This is a genomic window from Jiangella mangrovi, from assembly GCF_014204975.1.
Classification (GTDB): domain Bacteria; phylum Actinomycetota; class Actinomycetes; order Jiangellales; family Jiangellaceae; genus Jiangella; species Jiangella mangrovi.
This window is the reverse complement of sequence record NZ_JACHMM010000001.1, coordinates 4,392,310-4,413,727: the sequence shown is the minus strand read 5'-3', so window position 1 is coordinate 4,413,727 and position 21,418 is coordinate 4,392,310. Positions and strand designations below refer to the sequence as shown.

General features: G+C 72.3%; 21 protein-coding genes. 14 read left to right on the top strand and 7 right to left on the bottom strand.

The annotated features are described in order from the left end of the window. Window positions 1-51: 51 nt before the first annotated feature. Genes HD601_RS20535 through HD601_RS20510 form a run of 6 tightly spaced genes read left to right on the top strand, consistent with a single transcriptional unit; the run spans window position 52 to window position 6,652 of the window. On the top strand, window positions 52-1,665 hold the full coding sequence (locus tag HD601_RS20535) for an alkaline phosphatase D family protein (protein WP_184824977.1): 1,614 nt from the start codon (window positions 52-54) through the stop codon (window positions 1,663-1,665). Between the two features lie 45 nt (window positions 1,666-1,710). Next, entirely contained in the window at window positions 1,711-2,595 is an 885-nt protein-coding gene (locus HD601_RS20530; protein WP_184824975.1) for a COG1361 family protein, read from the top strand. Continuing rightward, complete coding sequence (locus tag HD601_RS20525; protein WP_184824973.1) at window positions 2,592-3,560, top strand: carbohydrate ABC transporter permease; 969 nt, start codon at window positions 2,592-2,594, stop codon at window positions 3,558-3,560. Before HD601_RS20530 ends, HD601_RS20525 begins: the two co-directional genes overlap by 4 nt. Then, window positions 3,553-4,398 (top strand): carbohydrate ABC transporter permease, encoded by an 846-nt coding sequence (locus HD601_RS20520; protein WP_184824972.1) that lies wholly within the window; start codon window positions 3,553-3,555, stop codon window positions 4,396-4,398. The genes HD601_RS20525 and HD601_RS20520 overlap by 8 nt, the downstream gene beginning before the upstream one ends. A gap of 23 nt (window positions 4,399-4,421) precedes the next feature. After that, window positions 4,422-5,831 (top strand): hypothetical protein, encoded by a 1,410-nt coding sequence (locus HD601_RS20515; RefSeq protein WP_184824971.1) that lies wholly within the window; start codon window positions 4,422-4,424, stop codon window positions 5,829-5,831. Next, entirely contained in the window at window positions 5,828-6,652 is an 825-nt protein-coding gene (locus HD601_RS20510; protein ID WP_184824970.1) for an aldose epimerase family protein, read from the top strand. The genes HD601_RS20515 and HD601_RS20510 overlap by 4 nt, the downstream gene beginning before the upstream one ends. 70 nt (window positions 6,653-6,722) lie before the next feature. Here HD601_RS20510 and HD601_RS20505 read toward each other — a convergent pair whose 3' ends face one another. Further along, window positions 6,723-7,562, bottom strand: a complete 840-nt coding sequence (locus HD601_RS20505) for an MmyB family transcriptional regulator (protein ID WP_184824969.1) — start codon at window positions 7,560-7,562, stop codon at window positions 6,723-6,725. 102 nt (window positions 7,563-7,664) lie between these two features. Here HD601_RS20505 and HD601_RS20500 point away from each other — a divergent pair, with 102 nt between their 5' ends. Then, window positions 7,665-8,618 (top strand): TIGR03619 family F420-dependent LLM class oxidoreductase, encoded by a 954-nt coding sequence (locus HD601_RS20500; RefSeq protein WP_184824968.1) that lies wholly within the window; start codon window positions 7,665-7,667, stop codon window positions 8,616-8,618. Here HD601_RS20500 and HD601_RS20495 read toward each other — a convergent pair. Beyond that, window positions 8,615-9,010 carry a cytochrome c oxidase subunit 4 gene (locus HD601_RS20495; RefSeq protein WP_184824966.1) on the bottom strand — a complete coding sequence of 132 codons (396 nt, stop codon included), beginning with the start codon at window positions 9,008-9,010 and terminating at the stop codon, window positions 8,615-8,617. The two genes, HD601_RS20500 and HD601_RS20495, sit on opposite strands and share 4 nt — an antisense overlap. 529 nt (window positions 9,011-9,539) lie before the next feature. Here HD601_RS20495 and HD601_RS20490 point away from each other — a divergent pair. Genes HD601_RS20490 through HD601_RS20480 form a run of 3 tightly spaced genes read left to right on the top strand, consistent with a single transcriptional unit; the run spans window position 9,540 to window position 12,414 of the window. Continuing rightward, window positions 9,540-11,762, top strand: a complete 2,223-nt coding sequence (locus HD601_RS20490; protein ID WP_184824964.1) for an SNF2-related protein — start codon at window positions 9,540-9,542, stop codon at window positions 11,760-11,762. A gap of 41 nt (window positions 11,763-11,803) precedes the next feature. Next, the gene (locus HD601_RS20485; protein WP_184824962.1) at window positions 11,804-12,079 is read left to right on the top strand and encodes a hypothetical protein; all 276 of its coding nucleotides are present in this window, start codon (window positions 11,804-11,806) and stop codon (window positions 12,077-12,079) included. A gap of 26 nt (window positions 12,080-12,105) precedes the next feature. Next, a complete protein-coding gene (locus HD601_RS20480) occupies window positions 12,106-12,414 on the top strand; it encodes a hypothetical protein (protein ID WP_184824960.1) in 309 nt (102 codons plus the stop codon). A gap of 23 nt (window positions 12,415-12,437) precedes the next feature. Here HD601_RS20480 and HD601_RS20475 read toward each other — a convergent pair whose 3' ends face one another. Together HD601_RS20475 and HD601_RS20470 are read right to left on the bottom strand one after the other, a co-directional pair. After that, window positions 12,438-13,253, bottom strand: coding sequence for a universal stress protein (locus HD601_RS20475; RefSeq protein WP_184824958.1), 816 nt, complete (start codon window positions 13,251-13,253; stop codon window positions 12,438-12,440). 83 nt (window positions 13,254-13,336) lie between these two features. Continuing rightward, window positions 13,337-13,984 (bottom strand): PIG-L family deacetylase, encoded by a 648-nt coding sequence (locus HD601_RS20470; protein ID WP_184824956.1) that lies wholly within the window; start codon window positions 13,982-13,984, stop codon window positions 13,337-13,339. Window positions 13,985-14,174: 190 nt separating this feature from the next. On the opposite strand from HD601_RS20470, the gene HD601_RS20465 reads away from it, so the two are divergent. Continuing rightward, the gene (locus tag HD601_RS20465) at window positions 14,175-15,026 is read left to right on the top strand and encodes an SMP-30/gluconolactonase/LRE family protein (protein ID WP_184824955.1); all 852 of its coding nucleotides are present in this window, start codon (window positions 14,175-14,177) and stop codon (window positions 15,024-15,026) included. A 34-nt stretch (window positions 15,027-15,060) separates the two neighbouring features. Here the strand turns inward: HD601_RS20465 and HD601_RS20460 are convergent, their stop codons facing one another. Together HD601_RS20460 and HD601_RS20455 are read right to left on the bottom strand one after the other, a co-directional pair. Beyond that, window positions 15,061-15,609, bottom strand: coding sequence for a nucleosidase (locus HD601_RS20460; RefSeq protein WP_221441156.1), 549 nt, complete (start codon window positions 15,607-15,609; stop codon window positions 15,061-15,063). Between the two features lie 10 nt (window positions 15,610-15,619). Continuing rightward, on the bottom strand, window positions 15,620-16,267 hold the full coding sequence (locus tag HD601_RS20455; RefSeq protein ID WP_221441155.1) for a TetR family transcriptional regulator: 648 nt from the start codon (window positions 16,265-16,267) through the stop codon (window positions 15,620-15,622). A gap of 66 nt (window positions 16,268-16,333) precedes the next feature. Here HD601_RS20455 and HD601_RS20450 point away from each other — a divergent pair, with 66 nt between their 5' ends. Further along, the gene (locus tag HD601_RS20450) at window positions 16,334-17,692 is read left to right on the top strand and encodes a glycosyltransferase (RefSeq protein WP_184824953.1); all 1,359 of its coding nucleotides are present in this window, start codon (window positions 16,334-16,336) and stop codon (window positions 17,690-17,692) included. Window positions 17,693-17,755: 63 nt separating this feature from the next. Beyond that, the gene (locus tag HD601_RS20445; RefSeq protein WP_184824952.1) at window positions 17,756-19,636 is read left to right on the top strand and encodes a glycosyltransferase; all 1,881 of its coding nucleotides are present in this window, start codon (window positions 17,756-17,758) and stop codon (window positions 19,634-19,636) included. Here the strand turns inward: HD601_RS20445 and HD601_RS20440 are convergent. After that, window positions 19,590-20,420 carry an SDR family NAD(P)-dependent oxidoreductase gene (locus HD601_RS20440; protein ID WP_184824951.1) on the bottom strand — a complete coding sequence of 277 codons (831 nt, stop codon included), beginning with the start codon at window positions 20,418-20,420 and terminating at the stop codon, window positions 19,590-19,592. The two genes, HD601_RS20445 and HD601_RS20440, sit on opposite strands and share 47 nt — an antisense overlap. A 69-nt stretch (window positions 20,421-20,489) precedes the next feature. On the opposite strand from HD601_RS20440, the gene HD601_RS20435 reads away from it, so the two are divergent. Then, window positions 20,490-21,146 (top strand): nucleoside/nucleotide kinase family protein, encoded by a 657-nt coding sequence (locus tag HD601_RS20435; RefSeq protein ID WP_184824950.1) that lies wholly within the window; start codon window positions 20,490-20,492, stop codon window positions 21,144-21,146. Window positions 21,147-21,418 lie beyond the last annotated feature (272 nt).

Below are 21,418 nucleotides of genomic sequence, written 5' to 3'. Positions count from 1 at the left end.
CCGTCCCGCCCTCTCCGTCCCCCTTCCGGTCACCCGAGCCGAGGACCGACCATGACACCTGACGACACCGTCGAACCGAGCCCGACCCAGAGCCAGCTCCTCGCCGCACGGTGGGGACGCCGGCGGTTCCTCACCGTCACCGGAGCCGCGGCCGCACTCGCCCTCGGCGGCTCCCTCGCGGCCGCCGACACCTCGCCTCAGCGGGCCCGGCTGCCCTACCCGTTCACGCTCGGCGTGGCGTCGGGCGATCCGCTCGCCGACGGCGTGGTGCTCTGGACCCGCCTGGCGCCGGAGCCGCTGGCCACGTTCGGCGGCATGGACGGGCGCCTCTCGGTGCCCGTCAAGTGGGAACTCGCCGAGGACGAGGCGTTCCAGCGCGTGGTGCGCCGCGGCACCGCGCTGGCGCGGCCGGAGTTCTCCTATGCGGTCCACGTGGACGTGCGCGGGCTGCGGCCGTCGGCGCACTACTTCTACCGCTTCCGGGCCGGTGAGCACCTCTCGCCGCCGGGACGGACCAAGACCGCGCCGGCGCGCGACGCCGCCACCTCGTCCATGCGGTTCGCCTTCGTGTCCTGTCAGCATCGTGTGGTCGGCTACTACACCGCCTACCAGCACCTGACCGCCGAGGACCTCGACGTCGTGCTGCATTTGGGCGACTACATCTACGAGGGAGCCGACCAGGGCAGTCTCGGACGCGGGCACTTCCCCGAGCGCACGCTGCTCACGCTCGACGACTACCGGGCGCGCTACGCGCAGTACAAGACCGACCCGGACCTGCAGGCGGCGCACGCGGCCTTCCCGTGGATCGTCACCATGGACGACCACGAGGTGCTGTCGAACTGGGCGTCGGACTACTCCTTCTACTACCCGCAGGAGGCGAAGGACGCCTTCGTCGTCCGGCGGGCGAACGCGTTCCGTGCCTACTGGGAGCACATGCCGCTGCGGCTCGCCCAGCTGCCGGCCGGTCCCGGCATGCCGCTGCACCGGCGGTTCGGCTACGGCGACCTGGCCCGGATCAACGTCCTCGACACCCGCCAGTACCGCAGCGACCAGGCCAACGGCGACGGGATCAAGCCGCCGAGCGACGAGAGCCGCGACCCGAGCCGCACCATGCTCGGCGACGACCAGGAGCGCTGGCTGCTCGACGGGCTCGCCGGATCCGGGGCCACGTGGAACGTGCTCGCCCAGCAGGTCTTCTTCTCGCAGCTGGACCTCAACGTCGCCGATGACAGGGAGTCCTACGAGATGGACGCCTGGGACGGCTACGAGGCCAGCCGGGACCGGATCGTCGACTTCGTCCAGGACCGCGACATCGCCAACCCCGTCGTCCTCACCGGCGACGTCCACGCGAACAACGCCTGCGAGATCAAGGCCGACTTCGACGACCCCGACTCCGCCACCATCGGGACGGAGTTCGTCGGCACCTCGATCAGCAGCTCCGGCGACGGCCGCGACACCGACCCCGGCCGGGACGCGCTGGCCTCACAGCTGCCGCACATCCCGTACTACAACGTGCAACGCGGCTACGTGCGCTGCGAGCTGACTCCGCAGCTCTGGCGCACCGACTTCAAGGTCCTCGACTACGTGAGCCGGCCCGGCTCCCCGCTGCGCACCGACGCCACGTTCTACGTCGAGAGCGGCAGCCCGGGCCTGCAGCAGGCCTGACCCCCGCCGCCCCTCGACCGCCTCGACTCGTCCTCAGGAGCGACCATGCCCCACCTCCAGCAGAGCCGGCGCCGGCCGCGCACCGTCCTCGCGTTCGGCGTCTCCGCCACCGTCATCGCGTTCGGGGTTCTCGCGGTCGTGGCCCCGCGCGGCGACAGCGCCCCGGCAGGCCCGGAACCGTCGGCCTCGCTCGAGCTCACCGCCGGCCCCGAACGGCTCGACGTCGCACCCGGCCTCTGCTCCCCGTCGACCACCCAGATCGGCGTGCGGAGCGTGGACGGTGCGGCCGCCTATCCGACGGTGCGGGTCACCGCGCCGGAGCCGGTCGGGCTCTCGCGCACCACCTTCACCACCTACGCGCCCGCCGAGTATCCGGCCCTGACCCCGCTCGACGTGGTGGTGCCGGGCGACACGCCGGCGGGGGAGTACGACCTGGCGCTGCGGTCGGGCGCGTCGACGCTGACGATCCCCGTGACCGTGACCGAACGCCCGTCCGGGCCGGACGCCAACCTGGCCCGCGGTCAGGAGACCACGGCCTCCTCCGTCGGCAACCTCACCACCGCCTGCGGCGTGGTGGACGGCAACCACACGTACACCCTCGAGGGCTTCAACCGGCCGCCGACGGCGTGGGCCGACGGCTCGCCCGGAGTCTTCCCGGACCAGCTCGAGACGCGTCTCGCCCGGCCTGCAGCGGTCGGCCGGGTGGACGTCCACACCCATGCGGAGGCGAGGTTCGCCCTGCGGGACTGGGACGTCGAGCTGCACACGGAGGCCGGGTGGACGACGGTGGCATCGGTGCGCGGGCACACCGCCGGCGCAGCCACCTCCACCTTCCCGAGCCTGCGGGCCGACGCGGTGCGGATCACCGCGCTCGCGACCAACGGCTACGCCTACGCGATCGTGACGGAGGTCGAGGTGTACGGGCCATGACCCCGGTGAGCGCTCGCGCGCCGGCGCCCGCCACCGTGGCCACCGGGCCGGGTGGGTCCGGCACCGGCGGGACCGCCCCCGCCCGGCGGCGGCTGCGGCGCCTCGGCGAGCTGGGGCCGGCGCTGCCGTTCCTGGTCGCCAAGGTGCTGCTGTTCGGGACGTTCATCGCGTTCCCGTTCGCCTACACCGTCTACCTGACGTTCCAGCGCGGCTCCCTGCTCTCCGGGCTGACGTTCGCCGGGCTCGAGAACTACCGCAACGTGCTGCGCGACACCCTCTTCCACGAGACGTTGCGCAACACCGCTCTGTTCATGGTGGTCGTCATCCCGCTGACCATCGTGGTCACCTGCGCCGTCGGGCTCCTGCTGTCGAGCCGGATCCGCGGCATGCGGATCTACCGGTCATTGATCTACACGCCGTCGCTGCTCTCGATCGTGGTCGCGGGCCTCATCTGGAAGATGCTCATCGACGGCGAGACCGGGCCGCTGGACCGCTTCACCAGCGGCGTGCTCGGCCTGGACGTGCCCTGGTTGACCGACGGCACGACCGCCATCGTCTTCCTGTCGGTGGTCACGCTCTGGACGAGCATCGGCTTCTACTCGCTGCTGTTCATGGCGGCGTTCAACAACGTCGACCTCGACCTCGTCGACGCCGCACGCATCGACGGCGCCGGCGGCTGGCAGATCCTGACGCGGATCAAGCTCCCGCTCATCAGGCCCGTCGCCCAGGTGGTGCTGGTGCTCGTGACCATCAACGCGGTGCAGTTGTTCGACCTGGTCTACGTGATGACGCAGGGCGGTCCGGGGACGGCGACCTACACGGCCATGTGGTACGTCTACCAGAACGCCTTCAACGGCGGCAGCGTCCCGTACGCCGCCACCATGAGCCTGGTGCTGCTCCTGATCACGGCCGTCATCGCCGGGATCTTCATCAGCCGAAGCAGGTCGGAGGCCGACGATGTCTAGTGTCACCACCGCCGCCCGGCCACGCCGTGCCACCCGGCGCGGCGCGCAGGCCGCGGCCGTCCACCTGGCGGCCATCGTGGTGTCGTTCGTCTGCGCCGGCCCGGTCGTGCTCCTGATCGTGGCCTCGCTGCACGACTCCGTCTTCGCCGACTTCTCCTTCGCGAACCTCACGGTCGCGAACTACGAGCGGCTGCTGTCCAACGCCGTGTTCCTGCGCTGGATCGTCAACAGCGTCCTCGTCGCGTCGGCCGTCACGGCGCTCACCGTCGCGGTCGACATGCTCGCCGCGTACGCGTTCGCGAAGATGCGCTTCGCCGGCCGCGACCTCACCTTCCGGTTGCTGCTGGCGACGATGATGCTGCCGTTCTCGGCCACCCTGGTGCCGGTCTACCTCCTGGCCTCGGAGCTCGGCATGATCGACCGGTACAGCGGCCTGATCGTCCCGGCCCTCGCGGGACCGTTCGGGGTGTACCTGCTGCGCCAGTTCGTCAGGGGCATTCCCGACTCCCTGCTCGAAGCCGCTCGCATCGACGGCGCCGGCCACGGGGGCATGTTCCTCAGGATCGTCCTGCCGCTGTGCCGCCAGCCGATGGCCGTGCTGGCCATCTTCACCTTCGTGGCCAACTGGAACACGTTCCTGTGGCCACTGCTGATCGCGCAGAGCGAGCACATGATGACCCTGCCGGTCGGCATCGCCACGACGAACACGCAGTTCGCGCAGAACATCTCGATGCTCACCGCGGGGGCCGTCATCAGCATCGTCCCGATGGCCGTGCTCTTCGTCGCCTTCCAACGCCACTTCATCGGCGGCGTCCTCGCGGGCGCCGTCAAGTCCTGATCGTCCACCCGAAAGGTAGATCCATGTCTTCGTTCCGCGGCCGGCCCCGGATTCCAGAGCAGGGCATCAAGGCCACGCTCTGCGGCGGCAACACCATCGGCGGCACCATTCGTGAGCGGGAGGCCCGCGCCGACGGCTACCGGCACATCGACACCCCGGCACTCGTGCGCCGGCTCGTCGAGCTGAACGTCAACACGTACCTGTTCGGGGTGTGGGACTCGCCGACCGACTGGGACGACCTGCGCCACGAGTTCCTGCCGGCGGCCCAGGAGGCCGGCATCGACGTCATCCCGTACATCGTGCCGCCCAGCGAGACCACCGAGAACGGCCGCGCCTCGCGCCCCTTCATGACCGACTACGTCGCCTGGGCGCGGGCGATCGCGGAGCTCTCCGTCCAGTACCCGAACCTGGTGTCCTGGGCGATCGACGACTTCGAGATCGGCGACAACGCCCTGCTGTTCACCCCGGACTACATGCAGCAGATCAAACGGGCCCAGGCGGAGGTCAGCCCCGACCTGGGCTTCTACACCTGCGCCTACATCCGTTCCGCGACGGATCCGTCCTTTCTCGACAAGTACGGCCCGTACATCGACGGGGTCATCTACCCGTTCCTCGACGGCCGCAACGAGAACACCACCGTCGCCACGTCGCTGCGCGAGTGCATCGCCGAGATCCGCACCCACACCGAGCCGCGCGGCCTGCAGCTGATGCTGCTGATCTACACCGGCCGGTTCCTCGACGCGCCGCTTCCGCCGACCGAGGACTACGTGCGCGAGACCGTCGCCGAGGGTGTCCGGCTCGCCGCCGAGGGCCAGACCGTCGGTGTCGTGGCCTACGGCACGCAGCAGGACGACGCCACCGCTCCGGCGACGGACAACCGCGCCATGTACGGCGCCGGGCGGCTCGCCCTCTTCGCCTCGCGCAAGCCGGTGGCGCCGGGCCAGCAGGCCGGCGGCGCCCAGACGGTCCGCGTCGACCCGGCGAGCCCGCGCTACGAGCTGTCCTTCTGGTTCCGCCGCGAGTTCGTCGTCGACAACCTGAAGCCCGGCGACTACCGCCTCCAGGTCGCCGTCGACGACCACGTCGTCTGGGACTTCGACGTGGTGGATCAGCCGCAGAACCTCTGGCTCCAGGGCGACGCCTACCAGGGTCCCATCGACGTCACGGCGGCGGTCGCGGGCAAGGAGTCGGTACGGCTCGCGTTCCGGCTCGTGTCGACGTCGCAGACCGACCATGCCTTCGTCGACGTCGGCATCGACCACATCGAGACCGTCGGACTGCACGTCGTCGACCCCGGGTTCGAGGAGCCCGGCACCTGGGAGGTGCACAGCGAGGGCGTCATGGTCGCGACCGTCGACCTCTTCGCGGCCGACCGTCCGCAGAGGATCCGCTCCGCGCTCCGGGACGTCTTCGCCGCGGACGGACGCCCGTGACGGACGCGGTTCCGAGCGGCTCCGGTGCGTCCCTCCTGCGGTGGGAGACGCACCGGAGCTCCGCCGTGGTGGACCTCGACGACGGCGCCCGGCTGACGTCGCTGCGGTTCGACGGGCACGAGCTCCTGGTTCCGCACGAGGGACGTGACCCGCTGTGGTGGGGCTCGTTCGTCATGGTGCCGTGGACCGGTGACCTGCACCACGGCACCTTCCGGTGGAGGGACCGCGCCTGGCGGGTGCCGGCCGAACCGGGCGGGCACGCCTCGCACGGCACGGTCCGGCGGTCGCGCTGGACGTCGCCGGCACCGGGGCGGGCGGTGGCGGCGCTCGAGGACGGCTGGCCGTTCGCGGGCTCCGTCGAGCTCACGGCCGAGCTCGAGCCCAGCGTCCTGCGACTCGGTCTCCGGCTGTGGGCGGAGGAGGACATGCCGGCGGCCATCGGCTTCCATCCGTGGTTCCCCCGTCGCCTCACCCCGGGCGGCGGCGCCGCACGGGTCGAGCTCCCGGCGGGCTCCAGGATGCTGCTGCGCCAGGACGACGGCACCCCGACGACCCGCTACGTCGGGCTCGGCCCGCCGCCCTGGAACGAGACGGTCCGGTGCTCCGTGCCCGAGGCCGCCGTCGTCTGGCCCGGCGACGGCACCCTCGGACTGACCTGGACCAGCCCGTTCGCCACCGTCTTCACGGCCCACGAGCAGGGCGTCTGCGTCGAGCCGGTGACGAGCCCGTCAGGGCGCATGGACGACGACCTGGCGGCGGGCGAGGTACTGGAGCTGACCTTCACCTTGACCTGGACGCCGTGGGCGGTCCTCCACTGTTGATCATGGAGAAGTTCGGCCTCCACGGCGCTGTTGACCCGCTCTTCTCCATGATCAACAGCCCGGGGCGCCCTCAGTTCGTCGACGAGAGGATGGGCAGCTTCGCCGCCGTCTCGTCGTCGGCGGGGGTGAAGGTGGACATCGTGATCTCCGAGTGGGGTCCGGCGTTCAGCTGCGTGACGGTGAACGTCAGGAGACCCGCGGCCGGGTGTTCGAACCGCCGAGTCGTCACCGGCTCGCGCGTCACGTCGCAGCGGGGCCAGAGCTGCTCGAACAGGGGCGACTCGGCGGTCAGCCGCTTCACCAGGGATTTCCACGCCGGCTCGCTCACATGATCGGCCCAGGCGGCGCGGAAGCCGGCCACGAGACGTGGAACCTGCTCCTCCCAGTCGACGGAACGAGCTCGCCATTCAGGATTGAGCAGCGACTGCACCAGAAGATTGCGTTCCGAGAGAGGAATGGCGCCCAGATCGCCCATGAGCCAGCTGTAGCCCCGGTTGTGGGCGAGAACGTCGCACCGCGCATTCGTCACCATGGCCGGATAGGGATCGAGCTTGGCCATCATCGCCGTCATCGACGGCGACACGGCATGACCGCCCGCGTCGCTCGGCGGTTCTGCCGAGCCCGCCAGGGTGAAGAGATGTGCCTGCTCGTGCTGATCGAGCCGCAGCGTGCGCGAGATCGCCACCAGCACCTGTTCGGACGCATTGATGTCGCGGCCCTGTTCGAGCCAGGTGTACCAGGTGACGCCGACGCCGGCGAGTTGGGAGACCTCTTCGCGCCGCAGTCCGGGGGTACGGCGGCGGCCCACAGTGGGCAGGCCGACCTGCTCGGGGGTGATGCGGGCGCGCCGGCTCTTCAGGAAGTCGCCGAGCTCGCCGCGACGAGCGCGAGCCTCACGAACCGTATCCACGTCCTCCAGTCAACCACCGCCGAGCAGGGCGATCCAGGTGCTGCCGGTACCAGGATGATGGGGCTCCTGGTACCAGGGTCGGCGACGGCTCACGCTCGGCTCATGAGACTTGGACTCCGACTGCCCCAGCGGGTGGGCACCGATCTACGGCACGACGTCACGGAGGTGGCCGGCGCGGCCGAACGCGCCGGGTTCGACAGCGTGTGGGCCTGGGAGCGGCTGTTGTTTCCCGTCGCGCCGCGCGATTCCTTCACCCCGGGCGCGCCGTGGCCGTCCGCGTACCGGCAGGCGGCCGACCCGCTGACCGTTCTCGCGGCCGCGGCCGTGGTGACCGAGCGAGTGAGAATCGGCACCAGCGTCATGGTGGCCGGCCTTCACCAGCCGCTCCAGCTCGCGAAGAGGTTCGCGACCCTCGACCAGCTCAGTGGCGGGCGCGTGGTCGCGGGACTGGGAACGGGCTGGGCGGTCGACGAGTTCGAGGCGGTCGGGGTGGCCAAGGTCCATCGCGGCCGGCTGCTCGACGAGACCCTCGACGTCTTCGAGGCGGCCTGGGGTCCGGATCCGGTGAGCTACCGCGGGCCGACCACGCTCATCGACAACGCCTACGTCCTGCCGAAGCCGGCCGCGCCGATCCCGGTCCTGCTGGCCGGCGATGTCGACGTCAGTGCCGCAGGAGGTCCGAACGCACGGGTGCTGGAGCGGATCGCCCATCGGGCCGACGGGTGGCTGCCACTCCTCCCGACTCCTGGCGCCGCCGGCGCGACGAAGCTGCGTACGGAGTGGGACCTGATCCGGCAGACGGCGGCAGCCGCGGGCCGCGACCCGTCGACGATGGAGCTGGTCGTCGTGGGGAACATCGCGTTCTCCGAGACGCCGCTGGGCGACGACCGGGCCGGCTTCGCGGGTACGCGAGCGCAGGTCCTCGATGACATCGCCGCCGTCGCGAGTGCGGGCGCCGACGAGCTGATCCTCGACCTGCACCTGCAGGACTGGTGGCAGAGCACCCGTCAGATGCTGGACGCGGCCCTCGAGATCCGGGACCTCGCCGCGGCCTAGTGGCTGTACTCGCCCCGGTAGTACTCGAAGATCCAGCCGATGGCGGCGACCGCGGCCAGGGCGATGCCGATGATGAAGACGAACCACGCGAACACCAGGCCGATGAACACCACACCCACCGCGGCGGCGGCCGCGAGCGGCCACCACGAGTTCGGGGCGTAGAAGCCGTACTCGCCGGCGAAGTCCGGGATCGTGGCGTCCGAGCGGTCCTCGGGCCGCGGGCGGATGCGGCGGGAGACCAGCATGAAGTAGAAGGCGATCATCCCGCCGAAACCGAACGTGACGGTGAGAGCGGTCGTTCCGGTCGGGTCCTCGGACAGGAACCAGTACACGGGCGTGACGATCGCGAAGAACACCGTCACGATGCCGAAGATCATCGACTCGATCCTCATGTTCAGCTCCCCGATGATTCACTCAGCCTCGGGAGGGGCTGTGGTGGGTGCATCTCCAACTTACGGCCGCATCGACGGTGTGGCGCAGCCGCGACGGGACCAGTTTCCGTCTTTTGCGGACGCGATCAGCGGGGCAGCGGGCTCCACGGTGTCGGGTTCCCAGACGGGAGTGCGGCCGGGACGCTGGATCCCCAGCCGATCGTGAAGCCGAGCTCGTCCCGAAGGACCACGCGCCGACCGTCGTCGAGCAGCGCGAACTCGCTCACCGAGTAGCTCGTCGGCACGCCGGGTGGGAATAGTCGGCGGTGGAACCGCCTTTTATGGGTAGGATCGACAGTGCCCTGCAGGGGACCCGCGGAGCGGGAATCGCCTCACTGTCAGTGACGCAGGGTAGAACCAAGGTCAGGGGTGCACGGGCCCGGCGCAAGCGTCACGCGCCGATCGGTGCGACCGAAGCCGCAGCGCAGTACGCGGCCACCCCGCAGCCACGCAGGCAACGCGCGTGGCAACTCCGAAGGAGGAGAAGCGATTGGCGAGAGACGCCAGGCGCCGGCCCGGCGCCAGTAGAACGGGCACGCGAGCGAAGAGTCGCGCGCGTGGCCAGGGCAATCAAGGCACCGAGGGCACGCAGGACATCATGTCCGTGCTCGCGCGTGCGGTGCGTGAGGTCGAGTCCGCCGTGCAACGCGGGTCGTCGACTCCCTCGACGCGCACGAAGTTCCAGGTCATCGCCCTGCTGGTCCGTGAAGAGCGGGCCCAGGTCAAGGCCGACACCACCCGCAGCGAGGCCTATCGGGCCGAGCAGCTGAAGCGCCTGGACGGCATCGCGACGATTCTCGCGAAGGTCGCCGTTCGCGAGTCGCCGCTGCTGGAGCTGCTCGACGAGAACGCGGTCGTCACCGACGCGGCCAGGGGGCTGCGGCGCGAGATGCTGATCGCGGCCGGGCGGCAGCCGGGGGAGGACTCCGTCGCCGTCACCACTCCGACGGCCACCACCACGGCGAATGCGGCGACGACGGCGCCGAAGCGGCAGGTCGTGCCGCAGGCGGTCGTGTCGAGGCAGCTGTCCAACCCGTTCCTCGCCCCCGACTACGAGGCGTTCTCTGCGGTTGCGCCGCGGCCGGACACCCAGCGGCCCCGCCGGCTGGTCAACTGGGAGCTGATCGAGCCGCTGCTCAACTCGTTCGAGACCGCGGCCGACGGCAAGGCCGCCTCCATGGACCTCCCCGACCGCGCCGACCCTCGCACGCGGGACGGACAGCTGCTCATGCGCCACCAGGCGCAGGTGGTCGAGGCCGCTGAGGAGGGGCACCGGACGTTCCTGCTCGCCGACGAGCCGGGACTGGGCAAGACCGCCCAGGCACTGCTCGCCGCGCAGGCGGCCAATGCGTTCCCGCTGCTCGTCGTCGTGCCGAACGTCGTGAAGACGAACTGGGCGCGCGAGGCCGCGCTGTGGACGCCGGGCCACCCGGCGACGGTCATCCACGGCGACGGCGACACCATCGACGGGTTCGCGGACATCATCGTCGTCAACTACGAGGTGCTCGACCGCCACGTCGGCTGGCTCGGCGACCTCGGCTTCCGCGGCATGGTCGTCGACGAGGCGCACTTCATCAAGAACAAGAAGTCGCAGCGGTCCCAGCACGTCCTGCAGCTCTCCGAGCAGATCCGGACCCGGACGGTGCGCCCGCTGCTCATGGCGCTCACCGGAACACCGCTGATCAACGACATCGACGACTTCCGGGCCATCTGGCAGTTCCTCGGCTGGATCGACGAGAAGAAGCCGCGCGCCGAGCTCATGGGAGCGCTCGAGGCGACCGGCCTCACCCCGGCCGACCCCGGCTTCGCGACCGCCGCCCGCACCAGCGTCATCGACCTCGGCATCGTCCGGCGCCGCAAGGTCGACGTCGCGGCCGACATCCCGGCGCGACGAGTCGCCGACTTGCCCGTCGAGCTCGACGACTCTCTCGGCCGCTCGATCCGCAAGGCCGAGCGCGAGCTCGCCGACCGCCTCGTCGCGCGCTACCGCATGGCGCTCGAGGCACGCGCCGAGGCCGCCGGCACGCTGACCGGAGCTGCCGCCGTCGTCGACGGCATCGACCACGACCTCGTGCGCCGCGTCGTCGGGGCCGAGCTGACCGACAAGTCGGCGAAGACCGGCGAGAACGTGTTCAGCATGATCCGCCGCATAGGCCAGGCCAAGGCCGGCCTCGCCGCCGACTACGCAGCGCAGCTCGCCCGCAACGTCGGCAAGGTCGTCTTCTTCGCCAAGCACGTCGACGTCATGGACGCGGCCGAGGCGATCTTCGCCGAGCGCGGACTGCGCTACTCGTCGATCCGCGGCGAGCAGACGAACAAGAAGCGCCAGCAGAACATCGACGCGTTCGTGAACGACCCCGAGGTGGCGGTCGCGGTCTGCTCGCTGACGGCGGCCGGCGTCGGCATCAACCTGCAGGTCGCGTCCAACCTCGTGCTCGCCGAGCTGTCCTGGTCCGCCGCCGAGCAGACCCAGGCCATCGACCGCGTCCACCGCATCGGCCAGGCCGAGCCGGTCACCGCGTGGCGCATCATCGCCGCGCAGACCATCGACACCAAGATCGCCGAGCTCATCGACAGCAAGGCCGGACTCGCGGCCCGGGCGCTCGACGGCTCCGACGACGAGGTGGCGTCGGCGGCCGACGTGCAGCTCGAGGCGCTGGTAGCGCTGCTGACCGACGCACTGCGCGCAGAGGTGCTGCCGGTGACGCCATAATCGCTCGTCAGGGGCTTCGCGGCTTGCCAGAATGCAACGTCATGGCCGAGAAACCCAGGCGGGACCCGCGTGACGAAGTCGTGGACGCGGTCGTGCTGTGGCGGCTGGATCCCGCAGGTGAGGCGAAAGCGGTCATCGACGCCGCGGTGCAGGCACTCCTCGACGGTCTCGATACGCCTGCGCTCCGCGAGCTCGCAGGCGCGAGCCCGAAGGAGTCGACGTACGTCCTCGAGGAACTGATCGACCGTAGACGGTCGACGAGCTGGAGGTCCGCGACCGCCTGGGTGATGACCCCCGACACGCGGCGTTGCACCTGATGTGCCGGCGCGTCCTGTCGGGCACCATGACGCCGCGACAGCTCGCCGCGTGGGCGCGCGGGTTCGTTGCGTACGACGGCGGGCCCGAGACGCTACCGCTGGTCACCCTCGACGGCATCTACGACGACGCGGAGTTCACGGGCCTCGCGCTGGACCAGGTGGACGAATGGACCATCGAGGAGGCGCGGGTCCTCGTCGCGGGCGCGCCGTCGCGGTTCTTCGGCGATTCGCCTCTGGAATCGAGGACGCTCACCCAGGGTCGCCCGCGCCGTTGGCGGCGATCGCTTCTCGCCGGCCGATGGCGTCTCGCCGCCAGGCGACGTCCGTCGCCATAGGAGGTGCCGGACCTTCTCGGAACTCAGGGGGAGTGGACGACGGCGACGGGGCGGGACGAGCGCTGCAGCACCGCGCTGCTGGTCGAGCCGAGCAGCAGGCTGCGCACCTGACCGCGCCCCCGCGAGCCGACCACGATCAGCGCCGCGTCCCGGCCGGCCTCGACGAGCACGTCCGAGGGGCGGCCGGGATCGATGCGGATCGACACGTCGGGGTCGGTGAGGATCGCCGCCCGGGCCCGTTCCAGCGCGGCCGGCACCAGCGACTCCAGGTCGGACTGGTCGTGATGGGCGTACACCGCCACGACCTTCGCCGACCGGCGTCCGGCCTCGGCCAGTGCGAACCGGAGCGCGGCGTCGCCGGCGCGGGAGCCGTCGACCCCCACCACGATCGACCCGTCGTCGGGCGAGACGACCGAGGGCACGACCACCGTCGGGCAGCTCGCGCGGGCCGCGACCCGGCTGCTGACCGAGCCGAGCACCAGCCCGCTGACCCCGCCGAGGCCGCGGGTCCCGACCACGATCAGCTCCGCCTCGTTCGCGACGTCGAGGATCGCCTCCACGGCGCCGCGCAGGATGAGGAAGGTGTCGACGTCGACGGCGGGCTCGGCCCGGGCCACGCGGTCGCGGGCGGCGTCGAGCACGCCGGTCGCCAGTTCGCGCAGCTCCTCCGACGGCGGGAGCGTGGCGGCCGGGCCGAACGGGACCGCGGCGACCGGCATGAGCAGGCCGTACACGACGGTGAGGCCGACGCCACGCAGCGCGGCCTCCTTCGCGGCCCAGTCGAGGGCGATGCCGCTGTCGGGCGATCCGTCCACGCCGACGACGATCGTGCTGCTCATGCGGGGGCTCCGTTCACGACGGTGACAGGGGGCGGGTGGTGCGCGTACGACGCGGTGCTACGACATCGACCGCGCAGGTGCACTCAGACGTGACGCGCGTACACCGGGACGGAGCGCTCGGTGCGCAGGACGATCAGCCGCTCGGCCCGGTCCTGGTGGCGCTGCCAGCGGTTGCGCAGCGGGTCGTCCGCCGGCAGGCCGGTGTGGCAGTTGGTCGCCGTCCGCTGGCGCTCGCGGTCGACGTCGACGACGAGGACCTGGTGGCCGCGGGCGGGCTGGCCGGCGCGCAGCGTCCAGGCATAGAGCGTGCTGCCCTGCTTCGTGGCCGCGCGGTAGGCGGCGCGCATGGCGCGGATGTGGTCCGGGTGGGCGTCGGCGCCGGTCGCGTCGACCGTGAGGATCGCGTCGGCGCTGTGCCGCGTGCTCAGGATCTCCTCGACGAGGTCGTCCAGGCCGACGATGGCGAGCGTGCCGGGCGCGTGATCGAGCAGCGTGACGTCCTCGGCGCCGAGGTGACGGGTCGCGCGGCCGAGGTCGCGGGCGCGGTCCAGGCGGTGCCGTGGCCGCGGGTCGGCGTGCCGGCCGTGGGTGAGGCAGAGGACGTGCACCGACGTCCCCGAATCGGCGAACGCCGCGATGACGCCGCCGAGCGCGAAGGTCGCGTCGTACGGATGCGCGCATACGACGACCAGACTCCGGGTGGCCGGAACCGGCCGCACGTACTTTGTCATGCCCTCAAGGGTCCGGCCAGCCGGTATACGGCCGTAGGGGCGGAAAGACCGTCATCTCGGGACCTTCGTCCCAATGCATCCGATCATGATGAGGGCCCGACTGAGCTGCGACGCTGGCGGTGCGCTGACGCCGTCGGGCATGGTGTGGGCAGCGCCGACTCCCGACGAACCCCCGACGAACGGAGCGCCCATGAAGGCCGAGCAGCTGACCGCGGCGGTGTGCGAGCACGGCGAGGGGCCGGCGTACTCGCCGCGCTGGGCCGGCCCGCGCTGGGTCGACATGCTCGCCGGCGAGCTGCTCGAGCTCGACGGGACGGGCGCCATCGAGCGCCGCCGCGTGGGCGAGGTCGCCGCCGTCGTGCGGGCGCGGCGTGACGGCGGCTGGGTGGTCGCCACCCGCCGGGCCATCGCGCTGGCCGGCGGCGACGCGCTCGACGCGCCCCTGGACGAGCGCCCGGAGCTGTGGAACGGCGACGCCGTCCGTGCCAACGACGGCGGCTGCGCGCCCGACGGCGCCTTCTACCTGGGCTCCATGGCCTACGACGAGACGCCCGGCGCCGGCACGCTGTACCGCATCGACCCTGCTGGCGCGGCCGCCCCCGTGGTCAAGGGCGTGACGGTGTCCAACGGCATCGGCTGGTCGCCCGACGGCACCCGCGCCTACTACGTCGACACCACGACCGACCGCATCGACGTCTTCGACTGGTCCGAGGCGACGGGGCTCACCGGCCGGCGCACCTGGACCGAGGTCCCGGGCTGGCCCGACGGCCTCACCGTCGACGCCGAGGGCGGGGTCTGGGTCGCGACCTACGCGACGGGCGAGGTGCGCCGCTACGACGCCGACGGCACCCTCGACGCCGTCGTCGACCTGCCGGTCACGCACGCCACCGCGGTCGCCTTCACCGGGCCCGGCCTCGACCAGCTCATCGTGACGACGTCGCGGCTCGGCATCGACACCGCGGCCGAGCCCGCGGCGGGCGCCCTGTTCGTCATCGCCGAGCCCGGCGTCCGCGGCCTCCCGCTGCACGAGTTCGGCGGCTGATCGACGACGGCGTCAGCCTGCGGCCGCGACGGGGTCAGCTCACCGCCGCGCGCAACCAGTCGCCGAGGATACGGGCGCTGGCGTCGACCACCGACGGCCAGTCGAGGGCGGACTCGTCGGCGGTGTCGGAGACGTGCTTGACCAGGCGCACCGGGACGCCGAACGCGCGGCAGGCGTAGGCGACGGCGTAGCCCTCCATGTCGACGAGGTCGGCCCGCGCGGCCAGCCGGTCGCGCACGACGGGGTCGGCGACGAACCGGTCGCCGGTCGCGAGCGTGACCCCGTCGCCGCCGGGCACCTCGAGCAACTCCTCGGGGTCGTAGCCGAGCGCCCGGATCGCGTCGGCGTCGATGTCGTGGTTCAGCACCCGGCCCGGCGTGAACAGGCCGCTCACGCCGTCGTGCAGGGCGCCGGCGGTGCCGATGTTCAGCACCGTCAGGCCGTCGAGGCTAAGGCCGGCGAGGGCGCGCGCCGTCGCCGTCGCCGCCGCGGTCTTGCCGAGCCCCGTCACGACGACGGGCAGGCCGGCGGGGACGTAGCGGGCCTCGGCCTCGGTGGCGCTGACGATGAGGAAGCCGGTCACGCGGTAGAACCTACGGCCGGGCGAGGATGGCGGCGCACATGGCCTCGCCGATCCAGTCCTCGTACTGGTCGGCGGACCAGCCGCGCGCCAGCCTGAGCAGGCGCCAGACGTCGATGCTGGTCAGGGTCCACAGGCGGTCGCGGGCCGCCTCGGCGGCGAGGCCGGGGCGCAGGCCGCCGAGCTCCTGGACCCGCCCGGCCGCCATGCCGGCGCCGATCAGCCGCTCGCCGTCGGTGGTCTCGATGTGCGCCGTCAGCTCCGGGTCCCCAGAGCCTGCCCCGGCGGCGATGACCAGCATCAACGGGCCGAGTCGCTCGCTCAGCGTGCGGGCGAGCCCGGCATAGCCGCGCAGGAACTCGGCCGGGTCGGGGAGCGCGTACATCGCCTGGACCTCGGGTCGCTGCGCCAGCGGGATCGGCTCGTCGTCGCCGGCCAGGACGACGTCGTAGACGTGCTTGAGCAGCGCCGGCTTGCTGCCGAACGCGTTGTACACCGTCTGCGCCGAGACCTCCGCGGCGGCGGCGACGGCGGCGATGGTCGTCGGGCCGTAGCCCTGCTCGACGAAGAGCCGGTGCCCGGCGTCGAGGATGCGCCGCTGGGTCAGCCGGGTCTGCTCGGCGCGCAGCGCGCTGGTGTATGTGCGGCGTTCGTTATTCACTTGACTCACTCTCAAATGAAGTTAGGCTCACTACATCGAAAACATCGTAGACCGGGGGGACAGACCATGGCGACCTTCCTGATCGCGTCGATCGCGATCGAGGCCCACACCACCAACCCGCTGCCCGTCGCGGCGCGGCTGGTCGAACGCGGGCACACCGTGCTCTGGTACGCCGGCCGGGCGTTCCACGAGCGCATCGCCCGCACCAGCGCGACTCCGCTGCCGTACGTCGATGCGCCGGACTTCAGCGGCCAGGACTTCTTCGAGTACTTCCCGCAGTTCCGCGGCCGATCCGGACCGAAGGTCATCGGCGACGCCTTCGCCCAGGTCTTCGTCGGGCACGCGCCGCAGCGGGTCGCCGACCTGCGCCGCATCACCGCGGCCCACCCCGTCGACGCCATGCTCACCGAGGGCCTCAGCTACGGCGTCGGCATGGTCTCCGAGCTCGAGGGCATCCCGTGGGCGACGTTCGCCGACGGCCCGCTGCCGTTCGAGGACCCCGACACGCCGCCGTTCGGCCCCGGCCTGCTCCCCATGCGCGGGCCGGCCGGGCGGCTGCGCAACCGGCTCATCCGGGCCGCCGCCGGCCGGCTGATCTTCCGCGACGCCGAGCGCGTGTACGACGAAGTCCGGGCCGGCCTGGGACTTCCGCCCGACCCGGGGTCCGCGCTGCAGGCCGGACCGTCGCCGCTGCTGCACCTGCAGGCGTGCACTCCGTCGTTCGAGTACCCGCGCCGCCACCTGCCGGCGCACATCCACTGGATCGGCGCGCTCCGGCCCGACCCGAGGCCGTGGGACCCGCCGGCCTGGTGGGACGAGCTGGGGGTCGACGGCGTCGACGGCGCCGGCCGCCGGCCGGTCGTGCACGTGACGCAGGGCAGCCTTCGGCCCGACCCGGCCGAGCTGGTACTGCCGGCCGTCCGCGGGCTGGCGGACGAGCCGGTCACCGTCGTCGTCACCACCGGCGGCGCGTCGCGGGCCGACCTCGAGCGGGCCGCGGGGGAGCCGCTGCCGGCGAACTGCCTGGTCATGCCCTGGATCCCGTACGACGAGCTGCTCGCGCGGGCCGACGTGTTCGTCACCAACGGCGGCTACACCGGCGTGACGCTGGCGCTCGCGCACGGCGTCCCGATCGTCCAGGCCGGCACCACGGAGGAGAAGGCCGAGAACGCCGCCCGCATCCAGTGGTCCGGCGTCGGGCTACGGCTCGGCAAGACCCACCCGGCGCCGTCGAAGGTGCGGGCGGCGGTCCGCCGGGTGCTGGACGAGCCGTCCTTCCGCACGGCCGCCCGCAGGGTCCAGGCGGAGATGTCCGCTCACGACGCGGCCGTCGAGTCCGCCGAGCTGCTCGAGCGCCTGGCCGCGACCCGCCGGCCGGTGCTGCGCGCCGACGCTGATGAGAGGGTTCTCAGCCGGTCCGAATAGCGGACTCATGCGGCGTGCCGATCGTGGAGGCGTCAGCGCCCCCGACGAGAGGACCGCCGCGAGATGGACGCCGGCCCGCTGCCCGGAACGCTCACCCGAGCCCCGGCAACCCCGCCGCCACCACCGGCGTCGCCTCCGCCACCGCCGCCTCCTCCGCCGCGGCATGAGCGTGCGCACCGGCGCGCCCGGCCCGTCCGGGCCGCCCGGTTCCCGTGGTGGCTGCCGAACGTCGGGGTCGCCGTCGCGGCGGTGGTGCTGTTCGCCGTCGTCGCCGGGACGGGGGTGCAGGGGCCGGCGCCCGGCTCGGCGGCGTGGTGGGCGCTGACGGTGACCCTGCACCTGCCGCTGCTGGTCATCGTTGCGTTTCTGAGCGGCGGCGTGATCGAGCGGCTCGGCTACTTCTGGCGCGGCCGGGCGCCCGAGCAGCCCGGCCGGCTGCCGTTCCGGTACCCGTCGGTGTGCGTGCAGCTGCCGATGTTCAACGAGCACGCCGTCGCCGCGCGGATCATCGAGGCGGCCTGCTCGCTGCGCTGGCCGAAGGACCGGCTCACGGTGCAGGTGCTCGACGACTCCACCGACGGCGACACGCGGGCGCTGGTCGACGCCGTCTGCGCGCGGCTGCGCGAGGAGAGCGGCGTCAACGTGACGGTGCTGCGCCGCGAGCACCGGCACGGCTACAAGGCCGGCGCGCTGGAAGAGGGCCGCAAGCGCACCGACGCCGAGTTCATCGCGATCTTCGACGCCGACTTCCTGCCGCGGCGCGACTACCTGTTGCGGGCGATCCCGCACTTCTACGGCCCCGGCGGCGTCCCGGACCACGGGCTGGCGCTGGTCCAGGCGCAGTGGGGGCACCTCAACCACGACGAGTCGGCGCTGACGCGGGCGCAGTCGCTCTGGGTCGACGACCACCACACGCTGCAGATGGCCTGGCGCTCGGCGCGCTGGCGGTTCGTCAACTTCACCGGCACCGCGGGCGTCTGGCGGGCCGCGGCGGTCGAGGCGGCGGGCGGGTGGCGGGCGGCCAGCCTGGTCGAGGACTGCGAGCTGAGCTTCCGGCACCTGTTCGCCGGCTACCGCACGACGTTCGTCAAGGAGATCGTGGCGCCGGCCGAGCTGCCCGCCACCTACACCGCGTACAAGGCGCAGCAGAAGCGGTGGACCCAGGGCTGGGTGCAGGTGCAGCGGATGCACCTGGCGACGCTGCTGTTCCGGCACCGCTGCTCGCTCGCGCGCCGGATCCACCTCGTCTACCACATGTGCACGACGTGGCAGTGGCCGTTGTGGGGACTGTGGATCATGGTGCTGCCGGCGCTGATCCACTCCGGGCTCTGGTTCGGCGCGCTGGGCACCGCCGCCGGCGTCGCGCTGTACGTGCTGCCCAGCCTGCTCTGGATGACGCTCGTCACCAGCCTGGCGTCGGCGGAGACCCGCCACACGTATGCGGAACGGCTGACGCCGTCGTCGTTCCGGCGCCGGTTCGCGCGGATCCTGCCGTACCTCGTCGTCAACACCGGCATGCTGCCGCACCAGTTCAGCGCGTTCACCGAGGGACTGTTCGGGCCGCTGCACAGCGAGTTCGAGCGGACGCCGAAGGCCGGCGACGCCGCCGGCCCGGCCCGCGCGGGAGCGGGGGCGGCGCGACGCTACGGCGTCAAGGTGCACTGGCCGTACGTGGCGGCCGAGCTGTTCTGCGTCGCGTACCAGCTGGCCTGGGCCGGCGTGTTCCTGGCCGAGGGCCTGGTGTGGTGCGCGCTCGGCGCCGGCTACGTCGCCGCCTGCGTGGCGTACCTGCTGTTCCGGTACGGCGACCACGCCGGCAAGGTGCTGTTCGTGCTCGACCCGCCCCGGTTCGACCCGCCCCGGTTCGGCACGTCCCGGCGCGGTGCGGCGCGCCGGCTCAGGCGGTCGCGGCGGGCAGAACGGGTGCCAGCGCCCGCCGGGTGAGCTCGTCGAGCAGCTCCTGGGCGACGGCGTCGAGGGCGACGGGGCTCGGCGTGGCCGGACGGCGCTCGTCGTAGTAGGTGCCGTTGTCGTGGTCGCGCCGGACGACGTCGAGCAGGTTGGCGGCGGCGTACTCGGGGGAGTCGCCGCCGGCGGAGAACATGGCGTGCAGCAGGCCGGTCGCGATGACGCCCGGGTGGATGCTGACCACGTCGAGGGTCTCGCGCGGGCGGCGGGTGGCGAGCCGGCAGGACCACGTGACCACGGCCAGCTTCGACCGCGCGTACGCCGCCGCGGGGGAGTAGCCGTTGCCGGACCAGGTGAGGTCGTCGAGGCGCAGGCTCGCCGAGTAGTGGGTGGCCGACGCGACGTTGACGAGGCGTCCCGGCCTGCCGGCGCCGACGGTGTCGAGCAGCAGCGTCGTCAGCAGCACCGGGGCCAGGTAGTTGACCTGGAAGGTCGCCTCGTGGCCGTCGCCGGTGAGCGTCCGTGACGGCGCACCGGGCCGGGCCGCGTTGTTGACCAGCACGTCGATGCCGCCGGGACAGGCGGCGCGGACGTCGGCGGCCAGCCGCGCGACGTCGGCGAGGTCGCCGTAGTCGGCCCGTAGGTAGACGACGTCGGCGTGCGCCGACAGCCCGCCGATCAGCTCGGCGACCTCGGCCTCGTCCTGCGGCCCGTGCACGACCAGCCGCCCCGGCCCGGCGGCCGCGATGGACTGCGCCGTCGCCCGGCCGATGCCGGACGTCGCACCCGTGAGGACGATGGTGGACCCGCCGACCCGCATGAGACCCTCCTGCTGCGCGAAGTGTGAGGTCACAGTAGGGCACGAAGACGACAGTGACAGCATGGCCGGATGCGGGTGCAACCGGTGACCGAGAACGTGCTGGTGGACCGCATCGTCGATCTCGCCCTGACGCGCGGTTCGGGCGGCGACGGGAGCGGCGACGGCGGCCGCGGTGGCGCCGTCCGGCTCATGATCGACGGCCACCCCGCGACCCGGCCGGACCGGCTGGCCGACGCGCTGGTCGAGCCGCTGCGGACGGCGGGCCGGCCGGTCGCCCGGATCCGCGTCGCCGATTTCCTGCGGCCGCGGTCACTCCGGCTGGAGCAGGGCCCGCAGGACCCGGACTCGCTGCTGGACGCCTGGATCGACGCCGAGGCGCTGAACCGCGAGGTGCTGACGGCCGTCGGGCCGGGCGGGACCGGCCGCTACCTGCCGACGCTGCGGGACCCGGTGACCGACCGCTCGACCCGCGCGCCCTACGCCGACGCGCCGCCCGGGCTGGTCGTGGTGCTGGACGGGTCTCTGACGCTGGGCGCGTGGCTGGACCTCGACCTGACGGTGCACCTCGCACTGCGCCCGGACACGCTGCGCCGGCGCACCCCGCCGGAGGACGCCTGGACGCTGCCGGCTTACGAGCGCTACGCCGCCGAGGTCGACCCGGAGACCGTCGCCGACCTGGTCGTCCGCGCCGACGACCCGCGGCACCCCGCGCTCGTGGTCAGCTGACGGCCGAGGCTTCGTCCCCGACGTCGAGCCCCATGGTCGAAGGATCAGGCCCCAGGCCCGCCGTGTCTTGGGATGCGCTGGCCGGTGGCGGTTGCGTCGGCCACTGACGGTGGTGGCGACGCCTCGCAATCCGGCTCACGCTCGGGAATCCGGCGCTTGCGGCCCGGATTCCGCTTCCAAGCGCCGGTTTCCCGAGCGTCCGCCGGTTTCCAGGCATCAGGGCGCCATCCGCACCCGGCCGCGCATCAACGTCGCGGCGGGCGGTGCGACGG